Annotated in this window: 16 protein-coding genes, 1 pseudogene and 1 riboswitch; of the genes and pseudogenes, 9 read left to right on the top strand and 8 right to left on the bottom strand. The window is 38.2% G+C overall.

Annotated features, from left to right (window positions below):
* Positions 1-105 precede the first annotated feature (105 nt).
* Together lldP and thiC are read left to right on the top strand one after the other, a co-directional pair.
* Positions 106-1761 (top strand): L-lactate permease, encoded by a 1656-nt coding sequence (lldP, locus tag NHG49_RS26390; RefSeq protein WP_258126712.1) that lies wholly within the window; start codon positions 106-108, stop codon positions 1759-1761.
* Positions 1762-1832: 71 nt separating this feature from the next.
* Positions 1833-1948: riboswitch (TPP riboswitch) on the top strand.
* Between the two features lie 112 nt (positions 1949-2060).
* The gene (thiC, locus tag NHG49_RS26385) at positions 2061-3821 is read left to right on the top strand and encodes a phosphomethylpyrimidine synthase ThiC (protein WP_258126710.1); all 1761 of its coding nucleotides are present in this window, start codon (positions 2061-2063) and stop codon (positions 3819-3821) included.
* Positions 3822-4074: 253 nt separating this feature from the next.
* Here thiC and NHG49_RS26380 read toward each other — a convergent pair whose 3' ends face one another.
* The 3 genes from NHG49_RS26380 to cydA form a co-directional block, all read right to left on the bottom strand.
* Entirely contained in the window at positions 4075-5433 is a 1359-nt protein-coding gene (locus NHG49_RS26380; protein ID WP_048560350.1) for an arsenic transporter, read from the bottom strand.
* A gap of 313 nt (positions 5434-5746) precedes the next feature.
* Entirely contained in the window at positions 5747-6772 is a 1026-nt protein-coding gene (locus NHG49_RS26375; RefSeq protein ID WP_064476173.1) for a cytochrome d ubiquinol oxidase subunit II, read from the bottom strand.
* Positions 6765-8120 carry a cytochrome ubiquinol oxidase subunit I gene (gene cydA / locus NHG49_RS26370; RefSeq protein ID WP_064476174.1) on the bottom strand — a complete coding sequence of 452 codons (1356 nt, stop codon included), beginning with the start codon at positions 8118-8120 and terminating at the stop codon, positions 6765-6767. The genes NHG49_RS26375 and cydA overlap by 8 nt, the downstream gene beginning before the upstream one ends.
* A gap of 254 nt (positions 8121-8374) precedes the next feature.
* Here cydA and NHG49_RS26365 point away from each other — a divergent pair, with 254 nt between their 5' ends.
* On the top strand, positions 8375-8524 hold the full coding sequence (locus tag NHG49_RS26365) for a hypothetical protein (RefSeq protein ID WP_000283173.1): 150 nt from the start codon (positions 8375-8377) through the stop codon (positions 8522-8524).
* A gap of 91 nt (positions 8525-8615) precedes the next feature.
* Complete coding sequence (locus NHG49_RS26360; RefSeq protein WP_258126708.1) at positions 8616-9701, top strand: transcriptional regulator; 1086 nt, start codon at positions 8616-8618, stop codon at positions 9699-9701.
* A gap of 55 nt (positions 9702-9756) precedes the next feature.
* Here the strand turns inward: NHG49_RS26360 and NHG49_RS26355 are convergent, their stop codons facing one another.
* A complete protein-coding gene (locus NHG49_RS26355; protein WP_000421920.1) occupies positions 9757-10641 on the bottom strand; it encodes a LysR family transcriptional regulator in 885 nt (294 codons plus the stop codon).
* Between the two features lie 135 nt (positions 10642-10776).
* Between NHG49_RS26355 and NHG49_RS26350 the strand changes: the two genes are divergently transcribed.
* Positions 10777-12777, top strand: coding sequence for a YhgE/Pip domain-containing protein (locus NHG49_RS26350; RefSeq protein WP_258126706.1), 2001 nt, complete (start codon positions 10777-10779; stop codon positions 12775-12777).
* A gap of 39 nt (positions 12778-12816) precedes the next feature.
* Here NHG49_RS26350 and NHG49_RS26345 read toward each other — a convergent pair whose 3' ends face one another.
* From NHG49_RS26345 to NHG49_RS26335, 3 genes are all read right to left on the bottom strand, one after another.
* The gene (locus NHG49_RS26345; RefSeq protein ID WP_258126705.1) at positions 12817-13197 is read right to left on the bottom strand and encodes a VOC family protein; all 381 of its coding nucleotides are present in this window, start codon (positions 13195-13197) and stop codon (positions 12817-12819) included.
* Positions 13198-13239: 42 nt separating this feature from the next.
* Positions 13240-14397, bottom strand: a complete 1158-nt coding sequence (locus tag NHG49_RS26340) for an acyltransferase (protein WP_258126704.1) — start codon at positions 14395-14397, stop codon at positions 13240-13242.
* Between the two features lie 164 nt (positions 14398-14561).
* Entirely contained in the window at positions 14562-15779 is a 1218-nt protein-coding gene (locus tag NHG49_RS26335) for a dicarboxylate/amino acid:cation symporter (protein ID WP_000649365.1), read from the bottom strand.
* A gap of 224 nt (positions 15780-16003) precedes the next feature.
* Between NHG49_RS26335 and NHG49_RS26330 the strand changes: the two genes are divergently transcribed.
* The 4 genes and pseudogenes from NHG49_RS26330 to NHG49_RS26315 form a co-directional block, all read left to right on the top strand.
* On the top strand, positions 16004-16306 hold the full coding sequence (locus tag NHG49_RS26330) for a PTS sugar transporter subunit IIB (protein ID WP_048563423.1): 303 nt from the start codon (positions 16004-16006) through the stop codon (positions 16304-16306).
* A 14-nt stretch (positions 16307-16320) separates the two neighbouring features.
* Positions 16321-17622 (top strand): PTS cellobiose transporter subunit IIC, encoded by a 1302-nt coding sequence (celB, locus tag NHG49_RS26325; RefSeq protein WP_000617771.1) that lies wholly within the window; start codon positions 16321-16323, stop codon positions 17620-17622.
* A gap of 9 nt (positions 17623-17631) precedes the next feature.
* The gene (locus NHG49_RS26320) at positions 17632-17949 is read left to right on the top strand and encodes a PTS sugar transporter subunit IIA (protein ID WP_087983153.1); all 318 of its coding nucleotides are present in this window, start codon (positions 17632-17634) and stop codon (positions 17947-17949) included.
* A 109-nt stretch (positions 17950-18058) separates the two neighbouring features.
* Positions 18059-18226, top strand: a pseudogene (locus tag NHG49_RS26315) (DUF3021 family protein); the annotation flags it as partial.
* A gap of 93 nt (positions 18227-18319) precedes the next feature.
* Here NHG49_RS26315 and speD read toward each other — a convergent pair.
* Positions 18320-18691 (bottom strand): adenosylmethionine decarboxylase, encoded by a 372-nt coding sequence (speD, locus tag NHG49_RS26310; protein WP_064476183.1) that lies wholly within the window; start codon positions 18689-18691, stop codon positions 18320-18322.
* Between the last annotated feature and the right edge of the window lie 11 nt (positions 18692-18702).

Raw genomic sequence — 18702 nt, 5'->3', positions numbered from 1 at the left:
GTTTTCTTGGGCGTTTTTTTATTTTAGGTTTAAAGATATGATGACCTGATAGTCTATTGATGAGGTTATTCTATTTAAAAGGGGATTCTTTAGGGGGAGAGAACAATGAACACATGGACACAAGTTTATGATCCGTTCGGAAACATTTGGATTTCGGCAGCGGTCGCACTTATTCCGATTATCTTTTTTTTCTTAGCTTTAGCAGTTTTCCGCATGAAGGGGTATGTGGCAGGATTTATTACAGTTGTACTTACAATTTTAGTGGCGTTATTCGCTTATAAGATGCCGTTCACGATGGCGATGGCAGCGACGGGATATGGTTTCTTATACGGACTATGGCCAATTGCTTGGATTATCATTATGTCGGTATTTTTATATAAAATATCTGTGAAAACAGGTCAATTCGATGTGATTCGTGCATCTGTATTATCAATTACAAATGACCATCGTTTACTCGTTATTTTAATCGGTTTTTCATTTGGAGCATTTTTGGAAGGGGCAGCAGGATTTGGTGCACCAGTAGCGATTACCGCAGCGCTTCTTGCAGGTCTTGGGTTAAATCCTTTATATGCAGCGGGTCTTTGTTTAATCGCAAATACGGCACCAGTAGCGTTCGGAGCGATGGGAATTCCGATTACAGTTGCTGGACAAGTAACAGGTATTGATCCACATAAAATTGGACAAATGGCTGGACATCAATTACCGTTTCTATCATTATTTGTTCCGTTCTTTATCGTATTTTTAATGGATGGATTTAAAGGAGTAAGACAAACATGGCCAGCTCTATTTGTAGCCGGTAGCTCATTTGCAATTACGCAATTCATTACAGCGACGTTCTTAGGGCCAGAACTTCCGGATATTACGTCAGCACTTGTAAGTTTAGTGAGTTTATCGCTATTCTTAAAAGTTTGGCAGCCGAAAGAAATCTATCAGTCTAAAGAAGCAAATAGTGAAGTAGCAGCAACGGCGATATCTATGCCGAAACTAACGGTAGGAAAAGTAGTAAAAGCATGGTCTCCATTCATTATTTTAACTGTGATGGTAGTCATTTGGAGCCAAAGTTTCTTTAAAGCGTTATTTGCTTCAGGTGGTGCTTTGGAAAGCCTTGTGTTTAAGTTTGAAGTTCCAGGCTTACACAATTTAGTAATGAAAGCAGAGCCAATTGTAAATATACCGACGCCTTATGAAGCAATCTTGAAATTAGATATTTTATCAGCGACGGGAACAGCCATTTTAATTGCTTGTATCATTTCTATCTTTATTTTGAAAATGAGTGCAAAAGATGCAGTAGTAACATTTAAAGAAACGTTACATGAGCTTAAGATGCCAATTCTGTCTATCGGATTCGTATTAGGATTCGCGTTTATCGCAAACTATTCTGGTCTATCTTCTACATTAGCATTAGCACTTGCAGGCACTGGAGGACTATTCCCGTTCTTCTCACCATTCCTAGGCTGGATCGGTGTATTTTTAACAGGATCCGATACGTCAGCAAATGCACTGTTCTCGAATTTACAAGCGATTACAGCGCAGCAAGTCGGTGTATCTGAAGTACTTCTCGTTGCAGCAAATACAACGGGCGGTGTAACAGGAAAAATGATTTCTCCGCAATCAATTGCGATTGCTTGTGCGGCAGTTGGACTTGCTGGAAAAGAATCAGATTTATTCCGCTTTACAGTGAAGCATAGTTTATTCTTCGTAATTATTGTTGGTATTATGACGTATGTACAGGCATATTATTTAACGTGGATGATTCCATAAACAACAAAAGAAATAAACTTTGCATTTTTCAGATTATCGTGTATGATGGGAAAGTATTGAAAATTAAATCAGTGATAAACTAGGGGTGCCTAACGTATGCGTAGGCTGAGAGAGAAGCGTGTGAACTTCTTAACCCTTTGGACCTGATCTGGCTCGTACCAGCGTAGGGAAGTTAACGGCTTTACATAATGATGTCTTTATGAGCCAGGTCCTTATTTTTTTATGGACCTGGCTCTTTTTATTTTGGCATACGCTGGCCATATCTCGTCCTTGTCACGTACAGGGGGGCAACAAAGGTTATGAAACAGTCTGTTTCAGCTGAGAAAATTGAATTGAAATCGAGTTTACCAGGAAGTAAGAAAGTGTATGTGGATGGACCACGCGCGGGTATGAAAGTGCCGATGCGCGAGATTGAACAAAGCGAAACGAACGGTATTCCGAATTCGCCAATTCGTGTATATGATACGAGCGGTCCTTATACAGATCCTGCTTATAAAGTGGAACTGGAAAAGGGGCTGCAGGCGCCGCGCCACTCTTGGATCCTGGAGCGCGGAGATGTAGAAGCATACGAAGGGCGCGAAGTAAAACCAGAGGATGACGGTGTGAAAGTGGCTTTGAAACATACGCCTGTTTTCCCGCAAATGGATCGTCAGCCGCTTAGAGCAAAGCATGGTGCAAATGTTACGCAAATGCATTATGCACGTAATGGTATCATTACGTCTGAGATGGAATATGTTGCGATTCGTGAAGGAGTAGAGCCTGAGTTTGTTCGTAAGGAAATCGCGGAAGGTCGTGCCATTTTACCAGCGAATATTAACCATCCGGAAGCAGAACCGATGATTATCGGCCGTAACTTTCACGTGAAGGTCAATGCAAATATCGGAAACTCTGCTGTATCTTCTTCAATTGCAGAAGAAGTAGAGAAGATGACGTGGGCAACGCGTTGGGGTGCGGATACGATTATGGATTTATCTACAGGTAAAAATATTCATACGACGCGTGAGTGGATTATTCGTAACGCGCCTGTACCAGTTGGGACTGTACCGATCTATCAAGCGCTTGAAAAGGTAAACGGAATTGCAGAAGATTTAACGTGGGAAGTGTATCGTGATACGTTAATTGAGCAAGCTGAGCAAGGTGTTGATTACTTTACGATTCACGCGGGCGTATTACTTCGTTACATTCCGATTACTGCAAAGCGTACGACAGGTATCGTTTCACGTGGTGGTTCAATTATGGCACAGTGGTGTTTATTCCATCATAAAGAAAACTTCTTATACACTCATTTTGAAGAGATATGTGAAATTATGAAGCAGTACGACGTTTCGTTCTCTCTTGGAGATGGATTACGTCCAGGTTCGATTGCAGATGCAAATGACGAAGCACAGTTTTCTGAGCTTGAAACACTTGGTGAATTAACGAAGATTGCTTGGAAACATGATGTGCAAGTGATGATTGAAGGGCCTGGGCATGTACCGATGCATTTAATTAAAGAGAATATGGAGAAAGAGCTTGATATTTGTCAGGGCGCGCCGTTCTATACACTTGGGCCGTTAACGACAGATATTGCACCAGGTTATGACCATATTACATCGGCAATTGGAGCGGCGATGATTGGCTGGTTTGGAACGGCGATGCTTTGTTATGTAACGCCGAAAGAACATTTAGGTTTACCGAATAAAGATGATGTTCGCACGGGGGTTATTACGTACAAAATCGCTGCACATGCAGCTGATCTTGCGAAAGGGCACAAAACGGCTCATCAGCGTGATGATGCACTTTCAAAAGCTCGCTTTGAATTCCGTTGGCGCGATCAATTTAATTTATCTTTAGACCCTGAACGTGCGATGGAATATCACGATGAAACATTGCCAGCAGAAGGCGCGAAAACGGCTCATTTCTGTTCAATGTGTGGACCGAAGTTTTGTAGTATGAGAATTTCACATGATATTCGTGAATATGCAAAAGACAATGATTTAGAAACGACAGAAGCAATTGAAAAAGGGATGAAAGAGAAAGCGAAAGAATTTAAAGACACTGGTAGTCATTTATACCAATAATACGTTACACCTCTTTACTTGATTGATCACACTGTAGTACCTAACTTAAATATAGAAGAAGCCCCCTTTGCTAAGACGGTAGCAAAGGGGGCTTCTGTTGTTTATCCCGCTTTAATGGGCAGTAAGACCCCCAACTCAAAATTCAGCGAAAGCAAAGAAGTTAGGTGGGGGATCAACTGCCCATAAAAGTCCGATTGGTTCAACTAATAATCAGTGGGGGATGAAGAAAACCCCCACTGATTAAAGTTTCACTTTATAAGGCGAAGAAAAGGTGTACCCAGTAGTATAAGAGGAATAATGTGACGACTGTTGTGAGAGGAATAACGATAAGGGATACACTTAAATAGTCTTTCCATTTTACTTTAATTTTGTTTTGTTTCAGGATATACATCCAAATGAGGGAAGCTAACGTACCGATTGGTAATAATAGTGAACCGATGTCACTACCAATAATGTTTGCCAGGTAGATAGTTTTTAATGTGACTGGGTCTAGTCCCATTTCTGTTAATGTGATTGTACCAATCATAAGTGCAGGATGGTTATTGAAGACGTTAGAGAGGAGAGAAACGAGTCCTCCCATTGCAAAGCTAGCATAGAGTAGATGTTGACTTACAACTGGTTCAAGCCAATTTACAAGCACCGTTGTTAACCCTGCGTTGTGAAGCCCGTAAATAATTACATACATAGAGAATGCGAAAATTAAAATGTGCCACGGTGTCTTTTTTAAAATGTCGACAGGGTTTGTTCGTAAGTAGTACCATCTCCAGATGAGAAGAACGAGTGAACCGAGTACGGCAACAATTTCGATTGGGATGGATAAGAAGGATGCAACGAAAAGTAGACAGCGCATAAGGAAGACGAAACCTAATACTTTTAGCATGAATTTTGTCCGTTTTTGTTTCGTATCAACAGAATTTTTTCCTTTTAACGGATGGAAGTTTTTCGTGAAGAACATTTCTTCGATATCATATGAAGAAACAGGTAATTTCTCTGGTAGTTTTTTCTTTAAAACTGTGTACATAAGCCATGACATAAATAATAATCCTAATGTTGCAGGTACAAACATCATAGCAGTATGCATATAAAGAGTCATATTCACAATATTTAATGCGATTAAGTTTACGATATTACTTACACCAATGGGGGCACTAGAGGCAGTGGCGATTAAAGCACCACTTAATAAATAAGGGATTTGTTGATGAGGTTTTAATTTAAGGTTTCTCAGTAGTAAAATTAGGATTGGAGTTGTAATTAAAATACTACCGTCGTTATTAAATAAAAGAGTCATAAGAAAACATAATAATTGAATATACCAGTATAAACGGCGACCGGAGCCTTTTGCTAAGTTTGCAAGTTTTGCTGCGGACCAGTGGAAGAAGCCGAAGCTTTCTAATATAACCGCCATAACGATGGTCGCTAATATTGTTATGGAGGCACCGCCAATTTTACTGATAATGTCCATGACGTCTGGCTTTGATACAAGTCCAGTAATCAGGATAATGCCAGCACCAATTGCTGCTGGCCACGCCTCATTTAAGCCACGAGGCCGCCAAAAGACAACAATCATTGTTAAGAAGAATACAATAATAGTAATCCATATTTCAATGCTCATATTTTGCCTACCTTTCTATTTTCCCTTGAACAAATGTAGCTTGTCTCAAGTTTGTATTGATAGTATATTCAGCAAAAAATAAGAAGAACTAGACATATAATGGAATAAAGCCAATATGTGTTTTTCAAGCTAAAGGACAAGTGTCACGAATAGTGAAATAACTATTGTGAGAGGAGTCTATAAATTGTTGGGGGCAGTAAGATAGTAAATGAAATTTTCATCAGTGATTTTTGAAATATATCAACTTATCGACAAAACATGAAAAAAGGAGTCCATCCCAAAATGCCTTTTGGAACAGACTCCCCCGAATATATTATTTTTCCTTCAAAAAAGTTCGATCCTTCAAGAATAAATTCCAGAAGAAAATAAATCCTGGTAGTAAAATTGCGATTCCAATTGCGTATAGGATAAGCAATGCATAGAATGTTTCTGGCGTTGTAAAACTTGTAAATACAGTTACATCAGGATAAATAATATAAGGTAAATGCGCGACACCGTAAGCGTAACTTGCAAATGCATATTGAGCGACGACTGCTAAAACGGCAATGCGAGGGTATCCTAGTGTGCCATACTTCTTGTTTGTCCACCAAAGAGAAGAGTATCCGATAACGAATAAAACGATAGAAACTGTAAACCATGGGAATTGCTTTATGAGTCCTTGCATAAGCCAGTGTGTTTCCGGATCCATTACAACGAGGGCGATAATTGCCGTAACGAGTGTTGCAGGACCGAGGATGATGGCGTTTCTTCTATAAACTCTATACGAATCTTCTGAACCTTGCTCTCTCGCAAAATCTGCGAGAAAGAGAGAGGAGAGAAATAGTTCCGAAGTTAGCCCAAAGAGCATATAGCAGTAGATAACTGGGCTAGAAAGAAGTTTTCCATACAGGAGTACTTCTTTTCCTTCAGTCATTGTAATATAAGCCCCCTCTGTAACGGGTAAAACGGTAATTAATAAGGCTGGAATTAAGAGCCCAGTAATACCTGAAATAACCCGAAGGAGGAATTGATACTTTGGCAGAGAGTAAGCAAATACCATGAATGTACTGCGAATTGCAATGAGTATTAAAATTAACATAACTGGCACGAACATCACTGTCGCAAGGGTGAAAGCAGCTTTCGGAAAGAAACCGAGAAAAGCAACAACGACAAAGACGAGAAATGTATTTGTTACTTCCCAAGTGGGTGATAAGTATCGATTGGCAAGCTTGGCAGCAAGCGTTGGATGTTTTGCGTATACCATGCCCCAAAAACCTGCTCCAAAATCAATGGACCCTAATATACTATATACGAAAATAAGAGCCCATAAGATGATGATTGCAATACTTTCCTCATGCACGAGAATCGCCTCCTTCGTGATGTAAATCATTTGTAAGCGGATGTTTCTTAAAGAATGTCCGTAGTACAAAAACTGTTAAAATGCCGAGTCCAATATATAAAATGATGAATAGAATAAATAAAGGACCGACAAAATCAGCGCGTGTAGAAGCGTCGACTGTCCGTTGCATACCATAAATGGTCCACGGTTGACGACCACTACAGCTGAAAATCCATCCGAATTCAATACCGAGCATCATAATTGGTCCACATGCGGCAGCTCCCCAAAGAAGCCACTTCGGTAATTCTGCACCTTTTTTTCGGTAAACAAAGTACCAATATAAGAGGGCGATTGCTGCAACTGCAAAAGTAAAGGCAGCAGTGCCGACCATTAAGTTGAATAGTGTATGTGTGTAAAATGGTGGCCATGTTTCTTGTGGGAATTCCTTTAGTCCTTTTACGACGGTGCTAGGGTCGAGTCCCACTAATAGGCTAAGCATGTTCGGAATTTCTAGTGCATAGTTTAGTTCAAGTGTGTTAGGATCTACAACTCCGCCAATTGATAACGGTGCATGTGATGTCGTTTCAAATAAAGCTTCAGCAGATGCAAGTTTTTCAGGGGAATGCTTATGTAAGGCAATCGCCGATTCGTGTCCCGAAAGCCACATCGTAGCACCTGTAATAAATGTCACGACGAGTCCTAACAGTAGTCCTTTTTTATGATACGCTACTTCACGTTCACTTAAATTCTTCTTTAATAATTTAAATCCAGCGATAGAGGCAATGACGGCAGCTCCAGTTGCGTAGGCTGTAATCACAACATGGAATGCGCTTGTGCCAAAACTCGGATTAAAGAAAGCTTTCCATGGATCAACGTTAAAAACTGATCCATCTGGTCCCATTGAAAAGCCTGCGGGTGTATTCATCCATGTATTTGCTGATGTAATAAGCACGGCAGATGCCGTGGCACCAATCATGACGAAGAATAGAGAGATTAATCTCATGAATGGAGGTAGTTTGTCCGCTGCATATACATAAATAGACATGAACAAAGCCTCTAAAAAGAAGGCGAAAATCTCAATTTGAAAGGGAACAGAAATAACCTGTCCAACAATTTTGGCAAAACCAGGCCAAAGAAGTGAGATTTGCACACCAACAATTGTTCCAGTTGGAATTGCTACACCGAGAAGGATGGCAAAAGCCTTCGTCCATCTTTTCGCCATAATGGCGTAATCGGAATCCTTCTTCCAGTGATAGAGTATTTCACTTATAAAAATCATTAATGAAAGTCCGACACCAAGTGTTGCAAAGATAATGTGGAATGCTAATGAAGAACCAAAAAATGCTCTTGCTAATGTTACCGTATCCATATGTAAACTCCTCTTCTTTTTGCCATTATTTTCTGATTGAATTGGAAGATTTATTCAAAAAAACTACCAAAAATATATATGTATTTAAAAAGTGGATATGGCAATATAATGTTTGAATATTCTAAATAGAAAGAAGTTAATTTTTAATAATATTTTGTTTGTTTTTTAGTAAGGAATATTTTATAATCTTTTATGCGAACATAAGTTCTGTTTTTCGGGATGAAGAAGTTTATGTGAAATGGAGAGGATGTTTTATGTATCCTGAAGTCATTAAAAAGATGGCATTTTCAAAAGAGCATAGAGATTTATTATTGAAGCTGTATAATAAAGAGATTACGCGTCGTGAATATGATCGACTTGTGGCATCGCTATATAGACCTTCTAAAGAGGCTTGTGAGGGATAGAGGCACGGGAGACAATCTAATAGATTGTCTTTTTTAATTTTACGTATGTTCTGGTAAAATTAAGGCTAGCCTTATTAGGGAGGTGAAAAGATTGCGGAAACGTTTATATATAGGGATTGGAGTTATTCTCTTAATCGCTTTAGGTGGCATTGTATTTTGGTCAGCTATACAAGGAAACCGTACAGAACATTTTATTTTAAGACATATGGTGAATGAAAATGGGACGCTTGCCACATATCGTTTAGCGGATACAAAGGCAGGTACGGGTGAAGCGAAAGGCCGTGAAGCTTTATCGGAATCAGCAGGACTATGGCTACAATATACATTGGATAAAGACGATCAAGCGTTATTCGATGAACAAGTTAAGGTTATTCAAAATAGCTTTGTACATAAGGATCATATTGTTATATGGAAAATCTCTGAAAAGGGAGAAATGCAGTCAGCTACAAATGCACTTATAGATGATCTTCGTATTATAGAACAATTATATCGTGCTTATGAAATGTACAAGGAAGAGCGTTATAAAAACTTGGCAGATCAATTGAGTGACGCTGTAATTCGTTATAATAAGAAAGATAATTATTACGTTGATTATTATGATGCAGATGCAAGGAAACAAAATAATTTTGCAACTACATCATACTTAAATCCACACGCATTCTCGTATATGAAAAAGTACGGCAAAGTTTCTGCACAACAATATCAGGAAGTCGTTCAATTTTTAGCGGATTATCCAAGGCATGGCTGGGCATTCCCAAAAGAGTATAAAGAAGATGGTACATTTACGTACGATAAAGAAGTAAATCTTATTGACCAATCATACGTTGCATATCATCGAAGTTTAGGTGGCCTTTCATCAGCTGCTTATTTGGAATTTATCAAGAAGAAGTTCCAGGAGGATGGAAAGCTATACGGTCGTTACAATTTAGAAACGGGAAAACAAACTGTAAATTATGAATCACCAGCCGCATACGGACTAACGATCTTGTACGTACTACAAACAGGTGATACAAAGTTTGCAAAGGAATTATATGATCATATGGCCACATTCCGAAATCACAATATATTTAGTAGATATTACGGTGGATACGTAACAGGTGAAAATAATAATACGCATATTTTCGATAACGTATTGCCGCTTTTAGCGGAAATGGAATTGGAGAAGAGTAAGAAATAGAAGGTGCTATCCTCTGAAGGTGGCACCTTTTATTTTTTACTAAGTCGATATAATTTTACGTTCTAATATTGGAGAAGTAGTCAATTACGAATTTACGGAATTGCTGAGCGGTTTTTGATAAGTAGCGTTTCTTCGACCAACTTAATCCAATAGTTCGCTCGCAATTGGGTTCAATAATACGTAACTTATTTAATGCTAAAGTAGAGTTTTTTAATAAAGTTAAACTTGGGACAAAGGCGATGCCGAGACCTTGCTTAATAAGGTCGCTAATCACGGTTGGTTCATCTACTTCAAAAGCGATATGTGGAGTGAAGCCAGCTTCTTTACAAAATTCATCCGTTAAGTGCCGAAATCCGTAACCAGTGTTCATACTAATAAACGGTTCGTCTTTTACTTCATGCAGGTAGATACTTTCACGTCCTGATAAACGATGACCTGAAGGGACGACTAAGAAAATTTCTTCTGTAATAAGTGGTTCCCACATAATTTCCTCGCCTTCAATTGGCACAGAAGAAATGCAAAAGTCGATTTCTATATTATCTAGTTGTCGTTTCATAGAAGGAGTAGATGCGAGAAACTGTTGGAATCGAACGTTAGGATGTTCTAGTAAAAAAGAACCGAGTAGTTCTGGTAATATTCTCGGGATAGAAACTGCCAGTGTAATAGAGCGTTGTTGTAATTCAGCTAAGTCTTTAATTTCTCGTTCGCCTTCACTTAATTCATGAAAAATACGCTCTACTCGTTTTAAAAATACTTTCCCAAAAGAGTTTAATGTAATCTGTCGACCTTGGCGATCAAATAAAGGGACGCCTAAGTCCTTTTCTAATCTAGCGATTGTTTTGCTGAGCGAAGGTTGCGCGATATGCAATTCTTCAGCAGCTTTTGTCATATGCTCTAATCGTGCAACTGTCTGAAAGTATTTTAATTGAAGAAGTTCCATTTTGAATCTCCTTTCTATAGACCAGAAGGAATGAATTGATAATTAAAGATGTATTATACAGTATGAAAAGTGACGTGTATAGTAAATCTGTTAAACCATTCTAATGGTGTTAAATTAGGAGAAGGAGTATGTTTCATGAAGGGAATTCAACTTATATTTAAAGATTGGAAAGCGATGTGGCACCATAAACATGGACGTATCGCTTTAATTTTTTTGTTAATCGTTCCTTTAATTTATTCAGGATTCTTTTTAGCGGGATATTGGGATCCATACGGACGATTAGATAAATTACCGGTTGCGGTTGTGAATTTAGATAAGGGCGCTGCGATGGATGAAAAAACAATTCATGCAGGAGACGATTTTGTCAAAAATTTAAAAGAGAATAAGGAACTAGCTTTTCATTTCGTGTCAGAAAAAAATGCTGATGAAGGGTTAAAAGAAGATAAGTATTATATGGTCGTTACGATTCCAGAGGATTTCTCTAAGAAGGTAAGTACACTTATGGATGAGAAACCAGAGCCAGCGCAGCTTCAGTACAAAGTAAATCCGGGTAAAAACTTTGTAGCAGCTCAAATTGGAACGACAGCTGTTGAAAATATGAAAACAAAAATTTCAAATAGTATTACGAAATCTTATACAGAAGGTGTCTTTTCAAAGTTTCAAGATTTGGCACAAGGATTGAGTGATGCAAGTAATGGTGCTGAGAAGCTGCATGAAGGAACGACAGATGCAAAAAATGGGGCGAATCAGCTTGCAGATGGTATTCATCGTTTAAGTGACGGGGCATCAAAAGTGAAAGAGGGAAGTGAAAAACTTGCTTCTAGCCAATCTGCCTTAAGTGGCGGCGCAAATGAGCTGAGTGAAGGGGCAACCTCACTTCATAGTGGTATGGTGTTATTAGCTCAAGGTGAAAAAACTTTACAATCAGGGGTTAGTGAATTAAGTGCTGGTACAAATGAATGGGTGAACGGAAGTGAGAAACTTGCTGAAGGGCAAGTGAAAGCGGACAATGCAGCAAATAGTGTAAAACAACAATTAGAAGAGTACGTGAAAAGTCATCCGGAAGTGCAACAAGATCCTGCTTTTCAAAAGATGATTGCTACTTCTAACGGATTAGCTAAAGCAGTAAACACTTTAAATAATAGCCAACAACAATTGACACAAGGAGCGAAGAAGCTCGCTGAAGGTCAGAATAAGATTGAAGAAGGTATGAATACATTCGGAGTTAAGTTAAATGAAGCTACTGAAGGAACGAAAAAGATAGCAGATGGTGCAGCAAATGTAGCAGATGGATTTACGAAGTGGGGAAATGGATTTACATCCCTGCAAGAAGGTGTAAATCATCTTGCAAGTGGCGGAACAGAGCTGAATCACGGGGCTGATCAGTTAACGAACGGACTTGTTAAACTTGACGATGGTGCGAAAGAACTTTCTACGGAATTAGGAGAGGGCGCAGAGAAGATAGCGGATGTTCGCAATGATGATGCCCGTAATACGATGTTCTCAGAGCCGGTTCAGTTAGTGAAGTCGACAGTTTCTGATGTGCCTAACTACGGTTCAGGCATTGCACCATACTTTTTATCACTGGCATTTTATGTTGGCGGAATTATGGCATCGAATATTTTACCTCTTGGCCGTAGACAGAATATGAAGGTAAGCGGAACAGTACATTTTATTAATAAACTAGGATTAGTATATTTAATTGGACTTATTCAAGCATTACTTGTGGATGTGGCTGTGCTAGGAGTTATGAAATTAGAAGTTGCAAGTGTGCCACTCTTTGTTTTATCAAGTATCGTTATTTCCTTTACGTTCATGACATTTATTCTTATGCTAGTAACGGTATTTGGTCTCGTTGGAAAGTTCTTAGCAGTAACGCTTCTCGTCCTGCAATTAGCGACGAGCGGGGGGACTTTCCCAGGAGAATTAAATATAGCTGTTCTTAGCAAAATTGGACAGTTTCTCCCAATGTCCCATTCTCTTAGAGGATTACAAGATGTTATCTCTTTAGGAGATTGGTCACAATTACAAATGCAAATTTTAATATTGTTATGCTATCTCGTTGTTGCCGGCGGAATTGCTTGGATCACGAGTCATATACAACATAGGGAAACGAATGCGGAACAAGTTTCTTAAAATGAAAAAAGCTATCCGATTTTTCCGGATAGCTTTTTCTTATTTCTTTTCCATTACCGCAAAGTAATTGTTTTCATTATCAGCAAAGTTGAATGCTCTACCTGTAGGTAAATCTACAACTTGTCCAACGGTAACATTTTTCTCAGAAAGATCTTTATACAGTTGATCTAAGTTATTAGAGAAGAACATAAGTGAAGGCGTATGTAAGTTTAATTCAGGTTGCATCTTCGCAATTAACGCTTTATCGTGAAGGACGATGCTTGTGCCTGCTTCTTTCGTTGGTGCAATTTCAATCCAGCGAAATCCTTGTCCGTTATTTTCTTCCGCAATAATTTGGAATCCTACTGTCTCAGTCCAAAATTGTACTGCTTCATCTTGATTATTTACATATAACATAATTTGTCCAATTTGATTAATCATAGGTGTGTCCTACTTTCTTTTCTTGTATGGAATTCTATTATATCAAAGATATGGTTTGAATACCTTTTCGTGATTTTTCCGAAGTACAACCTTCGCCCATTTCACATTTGTTGTAGGGGAAGGTCCTGTAATCCACGTATGAAGTGGTAGTGTACTGCAAATGACCATTGCTGAAATCGAGATTGTGGCCGTTATTGTAAATAATAATAGGCTATATAATATTGTGTTTTCTTGCAGTGTAAATAAAGAAAGAAATTTTGTACATAGTTGTAAGAAGAAAAAGTGAGCTAAATAAGCACCATATGTGTAATTCCCGATAAATCGTAAAGCTTTATACAAGAAACCGCGTCGCTGTACGATTGTAATAGACAGAACGTAAAGTATGATAATTTCGCATACAATATATAAAAACATAGACGGTTTTAAATAAGTCGAAACGGTTAAATGAATAGAGTTTGCTCCGTAAAAACTAAATAACTCATAATTGATGAATAGAAATAAGACGAAAAATAACATTGTTATAAGCGGGATATGTTTCATGACAAATAAACGCCAAGTTTTTAGTGCGACAGCAGCGATTCCTCCCATGACGAAATAGAATGAGTAGAAGAAGAAGGAACGATCTGTATAATGTAAAATGGTTGAGCTAGTCAATTTCTCTCCATTAAAAATGTAGTGAGAAGAATACCACATTAAGAGGAAATATAGAGAAGCAAAGATGGTCATATATTTATATATGTCTTTTTTATTTTCTGTTCGTTTTTGAAACCAATAAAATAGTGTGCAAAGCAAAGGGAACAATAAATGAATTTGGAACATCATAATCACGTACCAAAGATGGGGCGCGGCTGTTCCGAGTAATAAACTTTTTATTCCGCTTTGTAGTGTAATCATATCGTTTGTTGTTAATAAGTAAAGAATAGACCAGAAGAAATAAGGAATGAGTAAATGTGCGGCTTTTTCATAAATATATTCTGTATAGGCTAGTTGCTTTGTATATTGCCGAATTAAGTGAAAGCCAACGATAAATATGAATGCAGGTGCTGAAAATTTTGCAAGGTTGAATAGCATGCCCATAATGAGGGATTGCTCAAGTAAGACATTTCCTTGATGCATTGTGTATAATAAGGAACTTTGCAAAACGACAGCAAGGAATGCAATGCTTTGCAAAATTTTAAATTCTGGTGCGCTTTGAGTCATTATGTCCATCTCCTTTTCCATACATGATTATAGTACGGAGAATGGATAATAGGTGTGGAATATTTGTGAAGATTATAACAAATTTGTGGCGGAATGGATTATTTCGATATATTTATCACAACAAAAAAGAGGATGCTCGTTTGGAGCATCCTCTTTCCATTTTATTAAGCAAATTTATTTTTGATCCAGTTTTTACCTTCTACAAGGCGAGCTGTCATTACGGCACAAGCGTTATCTGCTGTTACGTTTAACATCGTTGCAGGAGGATCAATGATTGTACTAATTGCTGCGATAATTGGCAATGCTTCTGGCGGGAAGCCGTATAGAGAAACGATTAACATTTCACCAATCATACCACCACCTGGAATGGCGCCCATTACTGTTCCTACTAATAGAGAGACAACAAGTGCAATTGCTAATGTTTTCGGTCCTTCGAATTCCATGTTGAAAATACCGAATAAGAAAGCAATTTTTAATACGCCACCTAAAACAGATCCGTCTTTATGAAGTGTAGATCCAAGAAGGACAACTGTTTCACGAACGTCAGAAGAGATACCCATTTTCTTCGTTGCTTCTAAGTTCGCTGGAATACTTGCGGCACTACTACAAGTTGCAAGAGATGTAACTGTAGGAGAGACCATGTTCTTCCAAAATAATTGTACACCTTGCTTGCGACCCGCAAGGTATGCATAGAACGTGAAGAATACAAAGAAGTAAATTAGAGAAGCTGGATAGTATACCATTGCTGCTCGGAAATAAGTTCCAAGAAGTTGTGGTCCGAATTCACCAACTAATGCCGCGAAGTAAGCAGCAAGTCCGATTGGAGCGTAGTACATAATGAAAGATACAACTTTCATTGAAATTTCTGCACCAGCTTGTAAGAATGTAGCGAATGGTTTTCCTTTTTCACCAACTGCTGAAGTTGCAACCCCCATTAAAATAGAGAAGAAAATAAGAGCTAACATATTTTCACGAGATAGTAACTTCGAGAAATCAGATACTGTTATAATACCAACAATTTGATCCGCAACACTAACAGCTTTTTCAGCTTTATCGGGCTGCGTTAGTTCTAATACAACACCTTGTGCTGGCGGAAATACTTTCACGACAATAATCATAAAAATAGCAGCTAAAATACTTGTAAATAAGAAAGTTCCAGCCATACTAGACATAATTTTACCGAAACGTTTTAATCCATCCATATTAGCAATAGATGACGCGATGCTAAAGAACACTAAAGGTACAACAATCGTAAACATTAAGTTTAAGAAAATGTCACCAAGCGGCTTTAAAGCAACGGCATCGGCACCCATGAAATAACCAATGAAACCACCAATTAGGATAGAAGATAATAAAATAAGCGGAAAGCGATATGCCTTCATAAATATATCCTCCTATCAATTAAAAAAATCATACTGAATTATTATAGCGAGTTAGAGTCCTCTTTACTAGGAGAATAATGATAGATGGAATAGCGTGAAAACCGAGAAATTTTTGTTTTTAAGCTCGGCATACAGCAGGAAATCTAGACATATATATTTGTAACCTAGTGGTGGCAAAGGATGCGCCGTAACTTAGGTTTGGAAAAAGGGGGAGGGGAAAAGGGATGAATATTTTACTTTGCTGTGCAGCGGGAATGTCTTCCAGTTTGATTGTTACTAAAATGGAGAAAGCAGCAGAGGCAAAAGGGATAGAGGTAAAGATTTGGGCAGTATCAGGTTCTGAAGTAAATAGTCACATAGATGAAGCTGACGTACTTTTACTTGGACCACAAGTACGTTATTTATTACCGAAAATGAAAGAGTTATGTAAGGAGAAGGGAGTACCTGTTGATGTCATTCAATCTGTCCATTACGGGCTTTGTAATGGAGAAGCTATCTTACAAGCAGCTTTGTCAATGAAACCATGAGGAGAGTGGGATAGATGATACGGTTTTTAGAGAAATATGTAATGCCAGTAGCGGGAAAGGTTGCAGAACAGAGGCATTTGCTAGCAATTCGTGATGGACTTGTATTGACGATGCCTTTCTTAATTATAGGATCATTTTTCCTCATCATTAGTGCTTTACCAATACCAGGTTATAATGATTTTATGGCAGGTTTGTTTGGGGAGAATTGGCAGAGGGCTTTGGGGTATCCAGTTAGTGCAACTTTTAATATAATGGCTTTAATAGCTGTTTTTGGAATCGCTTACAGACTTGGAGAATATTATAAAGTGGACGCTTTAGCATCCGGGGCATTGTCGCTTGTGACGTTTTTACTTGCGACGCCATTTCAAGTTGCATATATTATACCAAGTACAAAAGAGAGTGTACTTGTAGAAGGTGCTATCCCAGCTGCGTTAATGGGAAGCCAAGGGTTATTTGTAGCAATGATTATTGCACTTATATCTACTGAACTTTATCGGTTTATTGTACAAAAAAAGATAATTATAAAGATGCCAGAGACAGTTCCGCCAGCTGTGACACGTTCATTTGCCGCGCTTGTTCCAGGATTTATTGTTGTAACGGTTATTTGGATTTTACGCTTAATTATAGAAAATACTTCTTTTGGCAGTATCCATAATATTGTGGGGCAAATTTTACAGGAACCACTTAGTGTACTTGGTGCTAGTCTTTGGGGCGCAATAATAGCTGTTATTCTCGTTCATGTTCTTTGGTCATGTGGAATTCATGGAGCTACTATTGTTGGTGGTGTAATGAGTCCGGTTTGGTTGTCGTTAATGGATCAAAACCGAGTTGCTTACCAAGCAGGGCAAGATATACCAAATACGATTACTGCACAGTTTTTTGATTTATGGATTTATATGGGCGGATCTGGTGCGACACTTGCTTTAGTTATTGGAATGTTATTGTTTGCACGAAGTCAGCAATTAAAAAGTTTAGGTAGATTGTCAATTGCACCTGGTATATTTAACATTAATGAGATGGTAACTTTTGGTATGCCGATTGTCATGAACCCAATTTTACTAATTCCATTTATATTGGTTCCAGTTGTGTTAACAATTGTTTCTTACTTTGCAATGGAATGGGGATTAGTTGCTCGTCCGAGCGGGGCTGCTGTTCCTTGGACGACACCGATTCTGTTTAGCGGATATTTAGGATCGGGTGGGAAAATTTCAGGTGTTGTGTTACAACTTGTTAATTTTGCGCTTGCATTCTTCATTTATTTACCGTTCTTAAAAATATGGGATAAACAAAAGTTGGCGGAAGAAAAGGGGGAGTAAAGAACTAAAATGGATACGATAGAAACGAAGGCTTTTCATTTAATTTTGCATGGGGGAAATGCACGAAGTTGTTCAATGGAAGCAATTGATTGTGCAAAGCGTGGAGAATTTACAGAAGCAGAAGCGAAATTACAAGAAGCGTTAGAGGAATTAAAAGAGGCGCACCGTGTACAAACGGAGCTCATACAGAAAGAAGCTGGTGGTGAAAAGACCGAAGTTACCCTTCTGATGGTGCACGCGCAAGATCATTTAATGAATGCAATTACGGTGAAGGAATTAGCGAGTGAATTTGTAGAATTATATAGGAAGATGTCGATGTCTGAATGAACCTTGCGTATGCAAGGTTTTTTTATGTTGTATTAAGAGACAGTTATGACGAAACAAAAACCACTTACGCAGGATTATATTTATTATTTCCAGGTTTATGTAAAAATGAATAGGAACATTTTTGCCTACAGCCATTTGGATTGGATGGGTTTCAAATCGTTTCGGTCCGATTCTTGTTTGTATAGGAAGTTTTATTGTTATTTACTTCATTATATGGTTTATGATGATGTTATACTGGAAGCGAAAAATCGAGAGATTAAACCATCAATTAAGGTGAAAAAATATGTATGTTTCTGTACCATCAGTGGAATGGTCGTTCCACTGACGGTATTTACAATCCTCCTTTTTCACAAATGAGTAAGAGTGATAATTAATCGGTTGTAACAATCTCTCCTATACCACGAATTAGTTTTTTTATATTCATCTCATTTGGTTTTAATATACTTACGATATAATCAATTGCTATTTGCGGTTCAACGGTCGTACCACACGTATAACAGTCAACGGCTGCAAAGTTTTTTTCTGGATAAGTGTGAATAGAAAGGTGGCTTTCTGATAGTAAAACTAAGACAGTAACACCGTACGGTTCGAATTCTTTTGCACTTACGTTTAAAACATGGGCACCTGAGTGATCAGCAGCGGTAACTAAATGATATTCTAAAAAGTGAACATCATCTAATAGGGAAAAGTCCACTCCCCATAAATCTACTATTATATGCTTACCGAAAGTAGAGTATTCCATAAGATAGCACT

The sequence above is a fragment of the Bacillus sp. IBL03825 genome, from assembly GCF_024712505.1.
Lineage (GTDB): Bacteria > Bacillota > Bacilli > Bacillales > Bacillaceae_G > Bacillus_A > Bacillus_A wiedmannii.
This window is presented reverse-complemented; position numbering and strand designations above follow the sequence as displayed.